This window comes from Methylorubrum zatmanii (assembly GCF_014845115.1).
Classification (GTDB): domain Bacteria; phylum Pseudomonadota; class Alphaproteobacteria; order Rhizobiales; family Beijerinckiaceae; genus Methylobacterium; species Methylobacterium zatmanii.
In genome coordinates this window covers 1-16,745 of record NZ_NKUI01000010.1, presented here as the reverse complement: position 1 = coordinate 16,745, position 16,745 = coordinate 1, and the positions used below count along the sequence as shown (strand labels likewise).

Annotated in this window: 16 protein-coding genes; 14 read left to right on the top strand and 2 right to left on the bottom strand. The window is 68.6% G+C overall.

The window, feature by feature from the left end; translation table 11 throughout:
- Nucleotides 1–13 precede the first annotated feature (13 nt).
- Both MZTS_RS01245 and MZTS_RS01240 read left to right on the top strand, forming a co-directional pair.
- A complete protein-coding gene (locus MZTS_RS01245) occupies nucleotides 14–742 on the top strand; it encodes an amino acid ABC transporter ATP-binding protein (RefSeq protein ID WP_192280654.1) in 729 nt (242 codons plus the stop codon).
- A gap of 201 nt (nucleotides 743–943) precedes the next feature.
- Nucleotides 944–1,174: a DUF6894 family protein gene (locus MZTS_RS01240; protein WP_009862483.1), complete on the top strand. Its 231-nt coding sequence runs from the start codon at nucleotides 944–946 to the stop codon at nucleotides 1,172–1,174.
- Between the two features lie 104 nt (nucleotides 1,175–1,278).
- Here MZTS_RS01240 and MZTS_RS01235 read toward each other — a convergent pair whose 3' ends face one another.
- A complete protein-coding gene (locus tag MZTS_RS01235) occupies nucleotides 1,279–1,458 on the bottom strand; it encodes a hypothetical protein (RefSeq protein WP_192280598.1) in 180 nt (59 codons plus the stop codon).
- A gap of 415 nt (nucleotides 1,459–1,873) precedes the next feature.
- Nucleotides 1,874–2,434 (bottom strand): TetR/AcrR family transcriptional regulator, encoded by a 561-nt coding sequence (locus MZTS_RS01230; RefSeq protein ID WP_192280595.1) that lies wholly within the window; start codon nucleotides 2,432–2,434, stop codon nucleotides 1,874–1,876.
- 130 nt (nucleotides 2,435–2,564) lie between these two features.
- Between MZTS_RS01230 and MZTS_RS01225 the strand changes: the two genes are divergently transcribed.
- The 12 genes from MZTS_RS01225 (at nucleotide 2,565) to MZTS_RS01170 (ending at nucleotide 16,712) form a co-directional block, all read left to right on the top strand.
- Nucleotides 2,565–3,731 carry an efflux RND transporter periplasmic adaptor subunit gene (locus tag MZTS_RS01225; protein ID WP_192280592.1) on the top strand — a complete coding sequence of 389 codons (1,167 nt, stop codon included), beginning with the start codon at nucleotides 2,565–2,567 and terminating at the stop codon, nucleotides 3,729–3,731.
- Nucleotides 3,728–4,831, top strand: a complete 1,104-nt coding sequence (locus tag MZTS_RS01220; protein WP_192280589.1) for an efflux RND transporter periplasmic adaptor subunit — start codon at nucleotides 3,728–3,730, stop codon at nucleotides 4,829–4,831. The genes MZTS_RS01225 and MZTS_RS01220 overlap by 4 nt, the downstream gene beginning before the upstream one ends.
- Before the next feature lie 34 nt (nucleotides 4,832–4,865).
- Complete coding sequence (locus MZTS_RS01215; RefSeq protein ID WP_192280587.1) at nucleotides 4,866–7,922, top strand: efflux RND transporter permease subunit; 3,057 nt, start codon at nucleotides 4,866–4,868, stop codon at nucleotides 7,920–7,922.
- A gap of 356 nt (nucleotides 7,923–8,278) precedes the next feature.
- Nucleotides 8,279–9,613: an MFS transporter gene (locus MZTS_RS01210; protein WP_192280585.1), complete on the top strand. Its 1,335-nt coding sequence runs from the start codon at nucleotides 8,279–8,281 to the stop codon at nucleotides 9,611–9,613.
- A gap of 113 nt (nucleotides 9,614–9,726) precedes the next feature.
- Nucleotides 9,727–10,869 carry a ubiquinol oxidase subunit II gene (cyoA, locus tag MZTS_RS01205; protein ID WP_246481938.1) on the top strand — a complete coding sequence of 381 codons (1,143 nt, stop codon included), beginning with the start codon at nucleotides 9,727–9,729 and terminating at the stop codon, nucleotides 10,867–10,869.
- A gap of 39 nt (nucleotides 10,870–10,908) precedes the next feature.
- The gene (gene cyoB, locus MZTS_RS01200; RefSeq protein ID WP_192280581.1) at nucleotides 10,909–12,915 is read left to right on the top strand and encodes a cytochrome o ubiquinol oxidase subunit I; all 2,007 of its coding nucleotides are present in this window, start codon (nucleotides 10,909–10,911) and stop codon (nucleotides 12,913–12,915) included.
- 31 nt (nucleotides 12,916–12,946) lie between these two features.
- Nucleotides 12,947–13,564 (top strand): cytochrome o ubiquinol oxidase subunit III, encoded by a 618-nt coding sequence (cyoC, locus tag MZTS_RS01195; protein ID WP_192280579.1) that lies wholly within the window; start codon nucleotides 12,947–12,949, stop codon nucleotides 13,562–13,564.
- Nucleotides 13,561–13,956: a cytochrome o ubiquinol oxidase subunit IV gene (cyoD, locus tag MZTS_RS01190; protein WP_192280577.1), complete on the top strand. Its 396-nt coding sequence runs from the start codon at nucleotides 13,561–13,563 to the stop codon at nucleotides 13,954–13,956. The genes cyoC and cyoD overlap by 4 nt, the downstream gene beginning before the upstream one ends.
- Nucleotides 13,957–14,044: 88 nt before the next feature.
- Nucleotides 14,045–14,764, top strand: coding sequence for an SURF1 family cytochrome oxidase biogenesis protein (locus tag MZTS_RS01185; RefSeq protein ID WP_192280575.1), 720 nt, complete (start codon nucleotides 14,045–14,047; stop codon nucleotides 14,762–14,764).
- 147 nt (nucleotides 14,765–14,911) lie between these two features.
- Nucleotides 14,912–15,322 (top strand): hypothetical protein, encoded by a 411-nt coding sequence (locus MZTS_RS01180; RefSeq protein ID WP_192280572.1) that lies wholly within the window; start codon nucleotides 14,912–14,914, stop codon nucleotides 15,320–15,322.
- A gap of 122 nt (nucleotides 15,323–15,444) precedes the next feature.
- Nucleotides 15,445–16,158: a TVP38/TMEM64 family protein gene (locus tag MZTS_RS01175; RefSeq protein ID WP_192280569.1), complete on the top strand. Its 714-nt coding sequence runs from the start codon at nucleotides 15,445–15,447 to the stop codon at nucleotides 16,156–16,158.
- Nucleotides 16,155–16,712, top strand: coding sequence for a phospholipase D-like domain-containing protein (locus MZTS_RS01170; RefSeq protein WP_246481937.1), 558 nt, complete (start codon nucleotides 16,155–16,157; stop codon nucleotides 16,710–16,712). The genes MZTS_RS01175 and MZTS_RS01170 overlap by 4 nt, the downstream gene beginning before the upstream one ends.
- The last annotated feature ends 33 nt before the right edge of the window (nucleotides 16,713–16,745 follow it).

The following is a 16,745-nucleotide window of genomic DNA, read 5'->3' as shown; positions in this document are numbered from 1 at the left end:
TGCCGGTGGGCCGATGATCGTCGTCGAGGCGGTCTCGAAATGGTACGGCGACCTCGCCGTCCTCTCCGGCTGCACCACGGCGGTCGCCCGGGGCGAGGTGGTGGTGGTCTGCGGCCCCTCGGGCTCGGGCAAGTCGACGCTGCTCAAATGCGTCAACGCCCTGGAGCCGTTCCAGCAGGGGCAGATCACCGTCGACGGCACGCGGGTGAAGGACAGGGCGACGAACCTGCCGCGGCTGCGGGCACGGGTCGGCATGGTGTTCCAGCATTTCGAGCTGTTCCCGCACCTGAGCGTCACCGACAACCTGACGCTCGCCCAGCGCAAGGTGCTCGGGCGCTCCGGGGAGGAGGCGCGGAGGCGCGGCCTCGATCTCCTCGCCCGGGTCGGCCTCTCGGCCCATGCGGAAAAGTTTCCGGGCCAGCTCTCGGGCGGGCAGCAGCAGCGGGTGGCCATCGCCCGGGCGCTCGCCATGGATCCGGTGGTGATGCTGTTCGACGAGCCGACCTCGGCGCTCGATCCCGAGATGGTCGGCGAGGTGCTCGACGTGATGGTGGAACTCGCCCGCGACGGCATGACCATGATGGTCGTCACCCACGAGATGGGCTTCGCCCGCAAGGTGGCCGACCGGGTGGTGTTCATGGATGGCGGCGAGATCGTCGAGGATGCCGCGAAGGACGCCTTCTTCTCCCGGCCCCGCAGCGAGCGGGCTCAGCAGTTTTTGTCGAAGATCCTCGCGCATTGATGATGGGCCAGGACGGACAGGCACTCCCGAAATGGATATCGCGGCTGTATAGTCGTGGCGCACATGGCCGAAACCGGCCCTTTTCCAGCCCGTTAATCCGAGGCGCGGGGAGGGCGCCCGCGCCGGGCGGACGGGTTGCGCCATGCGGCCGTTCGGCGCTCGGCCGGGCGGATGAGCCCCTTTTCGAACAGCGCTTGCCCGATGCCGCGTTATTTCTTCGACATCAATGACGGCGCGGATCTGAAGGACGAGGTGGGTCGCGAGATCCGGGAGCCGCTCGCCCTGCGGCGCGAGGCCCTGCGGGTGATGACGGCGCTGATGGCGGCGGAGGCCGAGGACAGCCAGGACTGCACCCTGGTCCTGACCGTGCGCGATGAGAGCGGGGACGGCGTGATGACGATCCGCCTCGTCTGCCAGATCGACGACACCTGATCCGGCGCCTCGTTCCGGTCGTCGAATCCGGGCCCGCGAGCCGCCGCGGCGCGGCACCGCGCGGGCTCTGATACGGTCACCGCTTGCGCCAAGCGGTGACCGTATCAGAGCTTGTCCGGCTCCTCCGCCGCATGATCCTTCGGCGGACCCTCGCGGTCGAGATCGATCAGGATCATGTCGAGCAGGACGCGGAGCCGGTGGAAGCCCGAAACCGGAAGCCTCGCTCGAGCGGCCGCGCACAAAGCGGCGACTTCGGCGAGGGCATCGGTGTCGTTCGTCGGCATTGTCCTTCCCGCATCCGGAGGGCGGCATCGAAGCTAGAGTGGCGGTACAGGCCGTTCAACGTCCTTCGATAGCGAGACGCTTTTCTTTGAAAGAACATATGATGGATTGGCTCCCGCCATCCATCGTTACGTGCCATGCAAGGATTCGGTGTAAGAACATCGTCCGATACGGTTTCCGCTTGATCAAGCGGAAACCGTATCGGACGGCCCGCGCGGCGCTCGAGCGCCGACGACATCCGTCATCCCGACTTGCCGGACGCCGGCTGCGGGGCTCGGGCATCCGGAACGAGGCCGGAGTCGGGCCGGGCCTCGCATGGTGGCGGCCGGTCTGCCTGAAAAGGCCCTGCTTCCGCACCATCCTGGCGCTCATCCCCGGAAAGCCCTCCATGGCGTTGTCCGAGGGTGCGGCGATCCGTCAGCCGAGATCCCGTGCCGTGCGCTCCAGGGCGTTCAGAATCGGTTCGATCTGCGCCGCGCTGAGGTCGTGGAAGCCGAGGGTGCGCCCCATCACCACCCCGAGCAGGGAGAAGAACAGGGCCATCCCGGTGCCGGGCGCGCCAGGCGCGGCGTCGAGCCGGGCCAGCCGCTCGGCCACGAAGGCGCGGTAGCCGGCGAGCGCCTCCGGATTCTCGACGGCGGCGAGGAGCAGGGCGCGGGACGACTCGTCCTCGCCGCAATAGCTGCGGCGCAGATGGGTGACCATGGCCAGCGCCAGCCCGGAGGGTCCGGGCGGATGCTCGGTCTCGCAGGCAGCGATGCCCTCCCGCAGCTCCTTGAGTTCGCGGGCGACCAGCGCGAGGATCAGCGCATCCTTCGAGGCGTAATGATGCAGCACGCCTCCCTTGCTCAGGCCCGCCTGCGCCGCCACCGCGTCGATCGTCAGGGCCCGCGAGCCGCCGTGGCGCAGCACCGCACTCGCCGCGTCGAGGATCACTCCCGCCCGCTCGTCGCGCCGGCCGCGCGTCCTCTGCGACATGGTCGCTCCCGAACTCCGATTAAAAACCGTCTGGACGGTCGGTAAGATACGCGATAAGCCTGCGCCGCGAAAGTCGCCCCGCGGCAGCAGCGCCCTTCGCTATGCCGTCGCCGTTCGGAAAACTCGGCCGATGACCTCACGGCTCCGTCCCCCTGTCGCTTTCCTGACTCTCGTCATGGCGGCCGCCCTCCTCGCAGGGGAGCGTCCGGTTCAGGCCGCGCCGGTCGATACGCCGGCCGATGCGCCGGCGGAGGATCTCGCGGTGGTGCTGGTCCGGGTCCGGCAGGCGCAGAAAACCCCCGTCGCCTCGGATGTGGTGCTGACCGGCGACATCCAGGCCCAGGCCCAGACCAACGTCGCCTTCCGCACCAACGGCAAGGTCGCCGAGCGCCGGGTCGAGGTGGGCGATCATGTCGGCGCCGATCAGGTGCTCGCCGTGCTGGAACCGCTGACGCAGCGAGCCAATCTCGACAATGCCCGCGCCGCCCTGGTCTCGGCGGAAGCGCAATTGACCCAGGCCAAGGTCACCTTCGAGCGCCAGAAGCAGCTCATCGGCAGCGGCTACACCACGCGGCCATCCTACGACAATGCCGAGCAGCAGTTGCGGACCTCCCAGGCGGCGGTCGATTCGGCCAAGGCGGCCCTCGGCACCGCCGAGGAGCAGCTCTCCTATACCGAATTGCGCGCGGGCGTGCCCGGCATCGTCATGAGCCGGACCTTCGAGGTCGGGCAGGTGGTGCAGGCGGGTCAGGCGGTGATGGTGCTGGCCCAGGACGGTCCGCGCGACGCGGTGTTCAACGTCTACGAAGCGCTGACCGCCAAGCCGCCCGGCGACAAGACGATCCGCGTCACGCTCCAATCCGATCCCGCCGTGGCGGCGACGGGGCGCGTGCGCGAGATTTCGCCGACGGTGGACGCGACGAGCGGCACCGTGCGGGTCAAGGTCGGGCTCGAGGCGACGCCGCCCTCCATGTCGCTGGGCGCGGTGGTGATCGGCCGGGGCCGCTTCGCCACCCGCGAGGCGGTGGTGCTGCCCTGGTCGGCGCTCTACCGCTCCGACGACCGGCCGGCGGTGTGGATCCACGATCCGGCCACCGGCACCGTCTCGATCCGCCGGGTCGAGATCGACCGCTACGGCTTCGACGACATCGTGCTCAAAGCGGGCGTCGAGCCCGGCGAGACGGTGGTGGTCGCCGGCATCCAGTTCCTGCGCCCCGGCCAGCGCGTCGCCGTCGCCGGAGGGCGGGAAGCCGCGACCGGGCAGGGGATCCCGGCGGCGGGGAAGGGCGGACAATGAGGCGTATCGCTGTTTTCGGCGCCCTCGTCGGCCCGGTCGCGTTGGCCGCCTGCCAGCCGTCACAGGAGAGTCAGGCCCCGCCGCCGGTGCGGCCGGTGCTGACCGCCCTGGCCCAGCCGACCGACAGCGAGATCTTCGGCCCCTTCGCCGGCACCGTCGAGCCGCGCTACCAATCGCAGCTGGGCTTCCAGATCGGCGGGCGGGTGGTGGCGCGCGACGTCACCGTGGGCGATGTCGTGAAGAAGGGGCAGCGTTTGGCCGCCCTCGATCCGATCGTGTCGCGGTTCGATCTCAGCCGGGCCGAGGCCGAACTCGCCGATGCCAAGGCCCAGGCCGAGAATGCCAGCGCCACCGAGGCCCGCACCCGGCGCCTGACCGAGGGCGGCAACGTCACCCAGGCCCAGCTCGACGCGGCGGTGGCCCGGCGCGACACCGCCCAGGCCCGCCTCGCCCAGGCCGGGGCCAGCCTGCAGAAGGCCCGCGACCAGATCGGCTACACCGAACTCCACGCCGATTTCGACGGCGTCGTCACCCAGCGCCTCGCCGAGATCGGTCAGGTGGTGAGTCCGGGGCAGGGAATCGTGACGCTGGCCCGGCCGGAAACCCGCGAGGCGGTGGTCGACATCCCCGACACCCTGGCCGGGGCGATGCCCAAGGACGGCCTGTTCACGGTGGTGCTCCAGAGCGCGCCGGAGATCACCGCGCGGGGGCGCGTCCGCGAGGTCGCGCCCTTCGCCGAGGCCGGCACGCGCACCCGGCGCGTCCGGCTGACGCTGGAGGAGCCCGGCCCGGCCTTCCGGCTCGGGGCCACCATCACCGTCTCGCTGGAGCGCCGCACCGAGCGCCGCTTCCTCCTGCCCGCCACCGCCCTGCTCGAGGCCGAGGGGCGGCGCTCGGTCTGGATCGTGCCGGGCGAGGGAACGCGCGAGGGCGATCTGCATGTCGCGCGCCGGGACGTGACCCTCGACGGGGACGGCCACGGCGAGCACGGGCGCATCGCCGTGCGGACGGGCTTGACGCCCGGCGAGCGGGTCGTCGTGGCCGGCGTCCATTCCCTGCGCGACGGTCAGGCCGTGCGCCTGACCGACGAGCGCCACTGACGCGCGTTCGGGGTTCCTGCGGAGGTTTTCGCGCGTGAAGGACTTCAATCTCTCCGATTGGGCGCTCGGCCACCGCTCGCTGGTCTGGTTCCTGATGCTGGTCTGCCTCGTGGCCGGCGTGATGGCCTATTCCCGGCTCGGCCGGGAGGAGGATCCGCCGTTTGCCATCAAGACCATGGTGGTCCAGGCGACTTGGCCCGGCGCCACCATCAAGGACACCCTCGATCAGGTCACCGACCGGATCGAGAAGGAGTTGCAGCAGATCAACGCCCTCGATTACGTCAGGAGCTACACCACGCCGGGTCAGGCGACGGTATTCGTGCAGTTCCGCGACACCACGCGGAAGGAGGAGATCCAGCCCGCGTTCTATCAGGTGCGCAAACGCCTGGGCGACATCCAGCACACCTTTCCGCAAGGGGTGCAGGGGCCGGCCTTCAACGACGAGTTCGGCGACGTCTACGGCAATGTCTACGCCTTCACCGCCGACGGCCTGACCCACCGGCAATTGCGCGATTATGTCGAGGGCGTGCGCACCGAGATCCTGAAGGTGCCCAATATCGGCAAGACCCTGCTGATGGGCGTGCAGGGCGAGACGATCTACCTCGATTTCTCGACCCGCAAGCTCGCGGGCTACGGCATCGACATCCAGGCGCTGATCAAGGCGCTGCAATCGCAGAACGCCGTGGCGGCCTCCGGCGTGGTCCAGGCCGGGCCGGAGCGGGTCTCCCTGCGGGTGAGCGGCCAGTTCACCTCCGAGGAGTCCCTGCGCAACGTCAACCTGCGCTTCAACGACCGCTTCTTCCGCCTCGCCGACGTGGCCGAGATCTCCCGCGGCTACGAGGATCCGCCGGCGGCGCTGTTCCGCGTGGACGGCCAGCCGGCGATCGGGCTCGCCATCGCCATGCGGCCCAACGCCAACCTGCTCAAGTTCGGCGAGGATCTGAAGGAGCGGATGCACCTCGTCGAGGGCAAGCTGCCCATCGGCGTCGGCATCCATCTCGTCTCCGACCAGCCCAAGATCGTCGAGGAGGCGGTCGGCGGCTTCACCAAGGCCCTGGTCGAGGCGGTCGTCATCGTGCTGGTGGTGAGCTTCGTCAGCCTCGGGTTGCGCGCCGGCCTCGTCGTCGCGGTCTCGATCCCGCTGGTGCTCGCCATCGTGTTCGTCATCATGCAGGTGATGGGCGTGACGCTGCAGCGCATCTCGCTCGGCGCGCTCATCATCGCCCTCGGCCTGCTCGTCGACGACGCGATGATCACCGTCGAGATGATGGTGGCCCGCCTCGAACTCGGCGACAACCTGAAGAAGGCGGCGACCTTCGCCTACACCTCCACCGCCTTCCCGATGCTCACCGGCACCCTGGTGACGGTGGCGGGCTTCCTGCCGATCGGCTTCAACGGCTCCTCGGCGGGTGAGTACACCTACTCGCTGTTCGTGGTGATCGCCGCCTCGCTGCTCGTCTCCTGGGTGGTCGCGGTCCTGTTCGCGCCGCTGCTCGGCGTGACCATCCTGCCCAGGACCATGAAGCACCATGCCGAGAAGCAGGGCCTGTTCACCCGCGCCTTCATGGCGGTGCTGCGGGTGGCGATGCGGCTGCGCTGGGTCACCGTGATCCTCTGCGTCGCCCTGATGGGGCTCGCCGTGGTCGGGATGGGCCATGTGCAGCAGCAATTCTTCCCGTCCTCCGACCGCAGCGAGGTCCTCGTCGACCTGACCCTGCCGCAGAACGCCACCATCGCCGAGACCAGGGCGCAGATGGACCGCTTCGAGACCTATCTGAAGGACGATCCCGATATCGACCGCTGGTCCTCCTATGTCGGCCAGGGCGCGGTGCGCTTCTACCTGCCCCTGGACCAGCAGCTCGCCAACGCCTTCTTCGGGCAGATCGTGATCGTCACGAAGTCGCTGGAGGTGCGGGACCGGGTGATGGCCCGCCTGCAGGGAATCGGGCGGCGCGATTTCGTCGGCACCGACGTGCTGGTGCAGCCGCTCAATCTCGGCCCTCCGGTGGGCCGCCCGATCCAGTACCGCCTCTCAGGGCCCGACGTGCAGGAGGTGCGCCGCCTCGCCCTCAAGCTCGCCGACGTGGTGGCGACCGACCCGCGCCTCGCGGTGCCGACCTTCGACTGGAACGAGCCCGGCAAGGTGCTGCGCGTCGAGATCCTTCAGGACAAGGCGCGCCAGCTCGGCGTCACCAGCCAGGACATCGCCGGCATCCTCAACGGCATCGTCGGCGGTCAGGCGATCACGCAGGTGCGCGATTCGATCTATCTCGTGAACGTGGTGGGCCGGGCCCGCACGGTGGAGCGCACCTCCCTCGACACGCTCCAGAGCCTGCAGGTCGCCCTCTCCAACGGCGCGGTCGTGCCGCTCCTGGCCTTCGCCAAGATCGACTACGACCTGGAGCAGCCGATCGTCTGGCGCCGCGACCGGGTGCCGACGCTGACGGTGCGCGCCACCATCACCGACGCGACCCAGCCGCCCACCGTCGTCGCCGCCCTGCAGCCGGCCATCGACGCCTACGTGAAGGCGCTGCCGGAGGGCTATACGCTCGCCACCGGCGGCGCGGTCGAGGAGGCGGGCAAGGGACAGGGGCCGATCGCCGCCGTGGTGCCGGTGATGCTGCTCGCCATGGCCCTGTTCCTGATGATCCAGCTCCAGAGCTTCCAGAAGCTGTTCCTGGTGTTCTCGGTCGCGCCGCTCGGATTGATCGGGGTGGTCCCGGCCCTTCTTCTCTTCGACAAGCCGATGGGCTTCGTCGCGATCCTCGGCATCCTGGCGCTGATCGGGATCATCGTCCGCAACGCCGTGATCCTGGTGAGCCAGATCGAGGAATGCGAGGCGGAGGGGATGGGTCCGTGGGACGCCGTGGTGGAGGCCACCCGCCACCGCATGCGCCCGATCCTGCTGACGGCGGCGGCGGCGAGCCTCGGCCTGATCCCGATCGCCCGCGAGGTGTTCTGGGGGCCGATGGCCTACGCGATGATCGGCGGCATCCTGGCGGCGACCCTGCTGACCCTGCTGTTCCTGCCGGCGCTCTACGTCGGCTGGTACCGGATCAAGGCTCCGCCGCGCGGCGGGGCGCATCCCTGACCCCCGTATCCGCCCCGCGGCCACCCTCACCGGGGCGCGGGGATGCCGCAGGCACGGTCCGGTCGGGCCCGAATCCACGGGCGTCGACACGCGATGTGAGGCCGGCTGCATCGTTCCAGGGCGCCTTCGGAGACGATTTATCCTGCCGATCCGGATCTATTATGCATCCTGTGCCTAGCGCAGCTCTCCATGCACGCGTGAGCGCATGACCCCTGCTTTGGTTGCATGGCCGGCCTGTGCGCTCTGTTGCGACGCCAAAATCTCTTTGCGTATGTGAACCCATCCGCTAGGCACGTGCCGAACGCCGCGGCAAGGCGGCGGCATCGATGCACCTTCAGGCGAGCCGGCTGCCCGCGATGAACACCGACAACGCCACGGCCACTTCCCATCCCCTCGAGCGGGACGCGCAAGTGGCCATGAGCCACCACGACGTCCACCCCAACGACATCGCGCTCGGCGTGGTGATCGGGCGCGCGTCGGAATATTTCGACTTCTTCGTGTTCGGCATCGCCTCGGTGCTGGTGTTCCCGAAGGTGTTCTTCCCCTTCGCGGAGCCGCTGGCGGCGACGCTCTACTCCTTCGGCATCTTCGCGCTGGCCTTCGTCGCCCGCCCGCTCGGATCGATCTTCTTCATGAAGATCCACAAGCAGCACGGGCGCGGGGTGAAGCTCACCATCGCCCTGTTCCTGCTCGGCGGTTCGACGGCCGCGATCAGCTTCCTGCCGAGCTACAACTCGATCGGCGTCGTCGCCATCGAGCTGCTCGCGGTGCTGCGGGTCGCGCAGGGCTTCGCCCTCGGCGGGGCCTGGGACGGCATGGCCTCGCTGCTCGCCCTCAACGCTCCCCGTGAGCAGCGCGGCTGGTACGCGATGATCCCGCAGCTCGGCGCGCCGATCGGCTTCATGGTGGCGAGCGCCCTGTTCTCCTTCTTCGTCGTCAACCTGACCCAGGCCGACTTCATCGATTGGGGCTGGCGCTTCCCGTTCTTCTGCGCCTTCACCATCAACGTCGTGGCCCTGTTCGCGCGGCTCAGGCTCGTCGCTACCCCGGAATTCACCCGGCTTCTCGACAAGGGCCAGCTGGAGCCGGTCGGCGTCGTCGATTTGGCCCGCCACCACGCCCTCGACGTGTGGATCGGCGCCTTCGTGCCGCTGGCGAGCTTCGCCCTGTTCCACCTCGTGACGATCTTCCCGATCGCCTGGCTCACCCTGTCGAGCGACCGCTCCGCCGGCGAGTTCCTGATGGTGCAGTTCTCCGGCGCCATCGTCTGCGCCGGCGCCATCGCCGCCTCGGGGTTGATCGCCGACCAGATCGGGCGCCGCAACATGCTGCTCATCAGCGCCGGGCTGATCGCCGCCTTCGCCTGCGGCAGCATCCTGGCGCCGCTGATCTTCGGCGAGAACGCCATCGGCCAGACGATCTACGTCAATATCGGCTTCATGCTGCTGGGCCTGTCCTACGGCCAGACCGCCGGTGCCGTGACCTCCCGGCTCGGTGCGCGCTACCGCTACACCGGCGCGGCGCTGACCTCCGACCTCGCGTGGCTGTTCGGCGCCGGCTTCGCTCCCCTCGTGGTGCTGTACCTCTCCACCGAATACGGGCTCGCGATGGTCGGCGTGTACCTGCTGTCGGGTGCGTTGGCGACGCTGCTCGCCCTCAGCCTCGATCGCTCCGAGATGCGCCAGATGTGATCCCCGTCGCGGGCGGATTCGGGTCCGCCCGCCCGGATTGTTGAGCGAAACGAACCGTCGCCGTGCGGGAGAAGACCCGCGCGGCCCTTGCGATGGAACGAAGATTCTTGGCCATGACCGCCGACCGTTCACTCAGGGCTCCTGCCGGGGCCGGCTCCGCGCGCCGGATCCTGCGCGGACTCGTCCTGCTGCCCCTGTTCGGCCTGCTCGCCGGCTGTAACCTCGTGGTGATGCAGCCCTCCGGCGACATCGCCGTGCAGCAGCGCAACCTCGTCCTCGCCTCGACCGGGCTGATGCTCCTCATCATCATCCCGGTGATCGTGTTGACCCTGCTCTTCGCGTGGCGCTACCGGGCCTCGAACACGGCGGCGCGCCATGATCCCGACTGGGATCACTCGACCGCCCTCGAGGTCGTGATCTGGACCGCGCCGCTGCTGATCATCATCGCCCTCGGGGCGCTGACCTGGATCAGCACCCACACCCTCGACCCGTTCCGGCCGCTCTCGCGCATCGAGCCGGGCAAACCGGTGGCGGCGGAGGTCAAGCCGCTCGAGGTGCAGGTCGTCGCCCTCGATTGGAAGTGGCTGTTCTTCTACCCCGAATACAACATCGCCACCGTCAACGAGCTGGCCGCGCCGGTGAACCGGCCGATCGCCTTCAAGCTCACCGCCTCCTCGGTGATGAACGCCTTCTACGTCCCGGCGCTCGCCGGCATGATCTACGCCATGCCCGGCATGCAGACGCAGCTGCACGCGGTGATCAACCGGCCGGGCGAGTATGACGGGCTCGCCTCGCAATACAGCGGCAGCGGCTTCTCGCACATGACCTTCAAGTTCCACGGGCTTGAAGGCGACGGCTTCGACCGTTGGGTCGCCAAAGTGAAGCAGCAGGGTTCGGACCTGAGCCGCGATGCTTATCTTCAGTTGGAGCGCCCGAGCGAGCGGGTGGCCGTCACCTATTATTCCTCTTTCAGTGACGGGCTCTTCGACAAGATCGTCGGCATGTGCGCCGTTCCCGGCAAGATGTGCATGAGCGAGATGATGGCCATCGACGCCAAGGGCGGCGCCGGCAAGGAGAGCCACGAGAACGCCGGGCGGCTCCAGTACGACAACCGCCACACCGAACGGGGCGACGAGCCGCCCGGCGCGACGACGCCGGCCTCGCACCGCGCGCCCAAGAGCGAGGCGCCCGACGCCGACAAGACCCACGAGGGCAGCGGGCAAGGCCGCGCCGCCCCCGACCAGACCAACAACTGATCCGTCGCCGCATCAGGATTCACGGACGAGTTTCGACCCATGTTCGCAAACACCGACCTGCAGCACTTGCTGTTCGGGCGTCTCTCCCTGGAGGACATCCCGTATCACGAGCCGATTCTGCAAGTGACCTTCGCAGGCGTCGCCGTGGCCGGAATCGCGGTGCTGGCCGCGATCACCTATTTCCGCTTCTGGGGTCCGCTCTGGCGCGATTGGGTGACGTCGGTCGACCACAAGAAGATCGGCATCATGTACGTCGTCCTGGCGCTCGTGATGCTGCTGCGCGGCTTCGCCGACGCGCTGATGATGCGCTCGCAGCAGGCGATCGCCTTCGGTGCCAACGAGGGCTACCTGCCGCCGCATCACTACGACCAGATCTTCACCGCCCACGGCGTGATCATGATCTTCTTCGTGGCGATGCCCTTCGTCACCGGCCTGATGAACTACGTCGTGCCGCTGCAGATCGGCGCCCGCGACGTCGCCTTCCCGTTCCTGAACAACTTCTCGTTCTGGATGACGGTCTCGGGCGCGGTCACGGTGATGCTCTCGCTGTTCATCGGTGAGTTCGCCCGCACCGGCTGGCTCGCCTATCCGCCGCTCTCCGGCGCGGATATGAGCCCCGGCGTCGGGGTCGATTACTACATCTGGGGCCTGCAGATCGCCGGTATCGGCACGACCCTGTCGGGCATCAACCTGATCGCGACCATCGTGAAGATGCGCGCGCCCGGCATGTCGATGATGAAGCTGCCGATCTTCACCTGGACCTCGCTGTGCACCAACGTGCTCATCGTGGCCGCCTTCCCGATCCTGGGCGCCGTTCTCGCGCTGCTGACGCTCGACCGCTACGTCGGCACGCACTTCTTCACGAACGACCTCGGCGGCAATCCGATGATGTACTTCAACCTCATCTGGATCTGGGGCCACCCGGAGGTCTACATCCTCATCCTGCCGGCCTTCGGCGTCTTCTCCGAGGTCACCTCCGCCTTCTGCGGCAAGCGCCTGTTCGGCTACACCTCGATGGTCTACGCGACCATCGTCATCACGATCCTGTCCTACCTCGTGTGGCTGCACCACTTCTTCACGATGGGGTCGGGCGCCAGCGTGAACTCGTTCTTCGGCATCACGACGATGATCATCTCGATCCCGACGGGTGCGAAGATCTTCAACTGGCTGTTCACGATGTATCGCGGCCGCATCCGCTTCGACGTGCCGATGCTCTGGACCGTGAGCTTCATGGTCACCTTCGTGATCGGCGGCATGACCGGCGTGCTGCTCGCCGTGCCCCCGGCCGACTTCGTGCTCCACAACTCGCTGTTCCTGATCGCGCACTTCCACAACGTGATCATCGGCGGCGTGCTGTTCGGCATGTTCGCCGGCGTGAACTACTGGTTCCCGAAAGCCTTCGGCTTCAAGCTCGACCCGTTCTGGGGGAAGGTCAGCTTCTGGTTCTGGACCATCGGCTTCTACGTCGCCTTCATGCCGCTCTACGTGCTCGGCCTGATGGGCGTCACCCGCCGCGTCCAGCACTTCGACGATCCCTCGCTCCAGATCTGGTTCGTCATCGCCGCCATCGGCGTGGGCCTGATCGCACTGGGCATCGGCGCGATGATCGTCCAGTTCGCGGTCTCGATCAAAAACCGCGAGGCCCTGCGCGACGTGACCGGCGACCCGTGGGGCGGCCGGACGCTGGAATGGTCCACCTCCTCGCCGCCGCCGGACTACAACTTCGCCTTCACGCCCGTGGTGCATGACCTCGACGCGTGGTGGCAGATGAAGAGCCGCGGCTTCCAGCGTCCGCTCCAGGGCTACAAGCCGATCCACATGCCCAAGAACACCGCCACCGGCGTGATCCTCGGCGTGCTCGGCATCGCCTTCTCCTTCGCGATGATCTGGTACATCTGGTGGCTGGCGGCCCTCACCTTCGTGGCGACCCTCGTCGTCGCGATCGGGCACACCTTCAACTACAACCGCGACTTCTACATCCCCGCCGACACGGTCAGCCGCACCGAGCAGGAGCGGACCCGGGCGCTGGCGGCTGTGCGGGCCTGATCACGCCATGGCAACTCACGGAAACCCCGCCATGACCCAGGCCTCGACGGCCGACGTGCCGAACTTCCTCGATCTCGAGGGAGAGCATCACCCGGAAGGGAGCACGATGCTCGGCTTCTGGATCTACCTGATGAGCGATTGCCTCATCTTCGCGGTCCTGTTCGCCACCTACGCCGTGCTCGGCCGCAGCTACGCGGCCGGGCCCTCGCCCAAGGACCTGTTCGACCTGCCGATCGTGGCGGTGAACACGTCGATGCTGCTGTTCTCCTCCATCACCTATGGCTTCGCCATGCTGGAGATGGAGAAGGGCGATCTCTCCAAGACCCAGCTCTGGCTGGCGGTCACCGGCCTGTTCGGCGCCGCCTTCGTCGGGCTCGAATTGTGGGAATTCTCCCACCTGATCCACGAGGGGGCCACGCCCCAGCGCAGCGGCTTCCTGTCCGCGTTCTTCACCCTGGTCGGAACCCACGGCCTGCACGTCACCTTCGGCCTGATCTGGCTCGTCACCCTGATGGTCCAGACTCGCCTGCGCGGCCTCGTGCCCGAGAACAAGCGCCGGCTGATGTGCCTGTCGATGTTCTGGCACTTCCTCGACGTCATCTGGATCGGCGTCTTCACCTTCGTGTACCTGATGGGAGTCCTGCAATGAGCGGGGCAGCGCACACGCACGGCCATGGTCACGACCATGGCCATCACGGGCAGGACGCTCACGGCCACGGCTCGTTCAAGGATTACGTGACCGGCTTCGTGCTCTCGGTCATCCTGACGGCGATCCCGTTCTGGCTGGTGATGGCCGACGTGCTCGGCGACAAGCTCGTCACCGGCGTCGTCATCCTCGGGCTCGCCGTGGTGCAGATCGTGGTTCACATGATCTACTTCCTGCACATGAACACCAAATCGGAGGGCGGCTGGACCTTCCTGGCGCTGATCTTCACGGTCACCATCGTGGTCATCACGCTGTGCGGTTCGATCTGGGTGATGCACCACCTGAACGCCAACATGATGCCGGTCTCCGCCGAGGAGATGCGCCACGCCCCCTGACGGATCGCCCAGAGCGCGCGCCGCCGAAGCAGAGGCCGGTTCGGCTCCGGGCCGGCGCCGCCCGCTTCTCGCCCGGATCCTCCTGGCGGTGGCGGGCCTCGCGCTGGTCGGGGTGTTTCTCGGCCTCGGCACGTGGCAGGTCGAGCGTCGCGCCTGGAAGCTCGACCTGATCGACCGCGTCGCGGCGCGCATCCACGCCGATCCGGTCGCGGCGCCGGGACCGGAGGAATGGGCCGGTCTCACCGGGCCGTCCGCCGAGTACCGGCGCGTCCGCCTCACCGGCCGCTTCGCCCATGACCGCGCCACCCTGGTCCAGGCCGTGACCGAGCGCGGCGGCGGTTTCTGGGTTCTCGTCCCCCTCAACACCGAGCGGGGCTTTCCCGTTCTGGTCAATCGCGGCTTCGTGCCGACGGAGGCCCGCGACCGCTCCGCCCGCGCCGCGGGCGAGCCGGAGGGGGAGGTGACGGTCACCGGCCTGCTGCGCCTGTCCGAGCCGGGCGGCGGCTTCCTGCGCCGCAACGATCCGGGGGCCGGCCGCTGGTATTCCCGCGACGTGGCGGCCATCGCCGCCGCCCGGAACCTGTCCGACGCCGCCCCCTACTTCGTGGATGCCGACGCCACCCCCAATCGCGGTGGCCTGCCGGTCGGCGGCCTCACCGTGGTGGCCTTCCATAACAACCATCTCGTCTACGCGCTGACATGGTACGCCTTGGCGCTGATGACGGCCGGCGCGCTCGTCTATGCTCTGAGACGTCCGCGTTCGGCGCCGGAGGCGAAGGGGTCGCAACCTCGCTCTCCCGCATCGTGAAAAGTCTTTTCATATGAGGTTGCGTCTGAACGGTTCCGGTGTGCCGTATCCGGTGGTTATGCCCTCCGAGGCCGCGCCGACTCACCGCGTGAGGCGTTGGCCGCGACGCGCTTCCCGCGCGTCCCGTGTTCAGTCAGCGGAGCGTTCATGGGAGTCGCCGCGCAGGGGCCTGCACCGGACGATCCGTCCCTCCTTCTGGGAGAAGGAAGGCTTCGGCCGCTGCCGCAGCCGCTCGCGGGCCTGATCCTGGCGATGGACGGAGCGCTCGCCGCCCTTGCGGACGAGGGCGGGGGACGCGACGACCTCCACGCCCTGCGCAACCATCTCTCCGATCTCTGTGTGCTGACCGAGGAAACTCCGCCGATCCGCCGGGCGGTGGACCGCCTCGCCGCCGCCGGAGACCGCCTCGGCGAGGCGGCGGTGGCGTTGCGGGGCTACGAGCGCCGCTGGCGCCGCCCTCGGCTCGGCAAGGCCCGGCGGGCGCTCGCCTCCCTCGAACGGGTCCTGGCCGGGGCGCGTCCCAGCCGGATCGCCGTCCGGCTCGACCGGGACTGGTGAGCCGGCGACATGGATCGGGCGGCTCGCGGGAACAGATGCGCGGTCTCGCGCTTTGCGCTCGCGTCCGACTTTCGCGTCCCGCGCCCGTCCCGCATTCTTGCCGAGCCCCGCCCGAGCCCCCGATGGATCCTGCCCGCCGGTCGGCCGGTCAACCAGCCCGCTTCTCCTCCCTCGGCACCTGGGCCGTCGCCGCGCTCGCCGCCGCCCTCGCGGTGGGGGTGTGGTTCCTCCTGCCAATCGAGGAATGGCTGCGCGCCTTCTCGGCCTGGGCGAACGGGCTCGGTCCCTATGGGCTTCTCGCCTTCGGCCTGCTGTTCTTCGTCGCGACGCTCCTCGTCGTGCCGGGCACGCCGCTCACCATCGCGGGGGCGGTGGCCTTCGGCTGGGCGGTGATGCCGGTGGTGCTCCTCGCCGCCACGCTCGGCTCCTGGCTCGCCTTCTTCGCCGCCCGCTACCTGTTCCGGGATCGGGTGCGGGCGCTGATCGAGCGGCGGCCGGCCTTCAAGGCGACCGTGGAGGCGGTGGGGGACGGCGGCTGGCGGCTGCTCACCCTGATGCGCCTCAGCCCCTTCGTGCCGTTCAACGCGCAGAACTATGCCCTCGGGGTCACGGAGGTCGGCACGCCGGCCTATCTGATCTCGACGGTGATCGGCATGCTGCCGGGCACCGTGGTCTGCGTCTATCTCGGCGCCATCGGCCGCCGGGCAGGGGGCGACGAGCCGACCCACTGGATCACCCTCGGCCTCGGGCTCGTCGCCACGGTCGCGGTGGTGGAACTGACGCGGCGGCGGGTGCGGGCCAAGCTCGAGGCGGGAAGGGCCGGCGCGGGCGCATGAGGCGGGACATCATCGAGGTGGGGGACGGCGTGTCCGAGAGCTGGTTGCGGCCCGGTCTGACCTGCTGGCGGCGGGAGCCGGCGGAACGCGTCGCCGTGCTCCACGACGGGGCGGCCTATTTCGCCGCCGCCCGCGCCGCCCTGCTCAAGGCGCGCCGCCACATCACCCTGATCGGCTGGAGCTTCGACCCGCGGGTGCGCCTGCTGCCGGCGGCGGAGACGCCCGAAGCCGGCCAGACCCTGGCGGAGCTGCTGCGATGCCTGAAGGCGGAGCGGCCGGATCTCGCCATCCGCATCCTGATCTGGGACATGCCCTGGCCGATCTCGGCGGGCAACGACCACACCCCCGAGAGCGTCCGCGCGAGCTTGGGCCCCGATATCGATGTCCGCATCGACGGCACGCTGCCCTTCGGCGCCTGCCAGCACCAGAAGATCCTCGTCATCGACGACCGCATCGCCTTCTGCGGCGGCAGCGATTTCGAGGTGAACCGCTGGGATACCCCCGCCCCTGTCTTTTATAAACATCTGACGCTGCCGAAGAATAGAAAGGTGTAGGATATGGTGGTAGGCGGTTCCTTATTAAAAAAA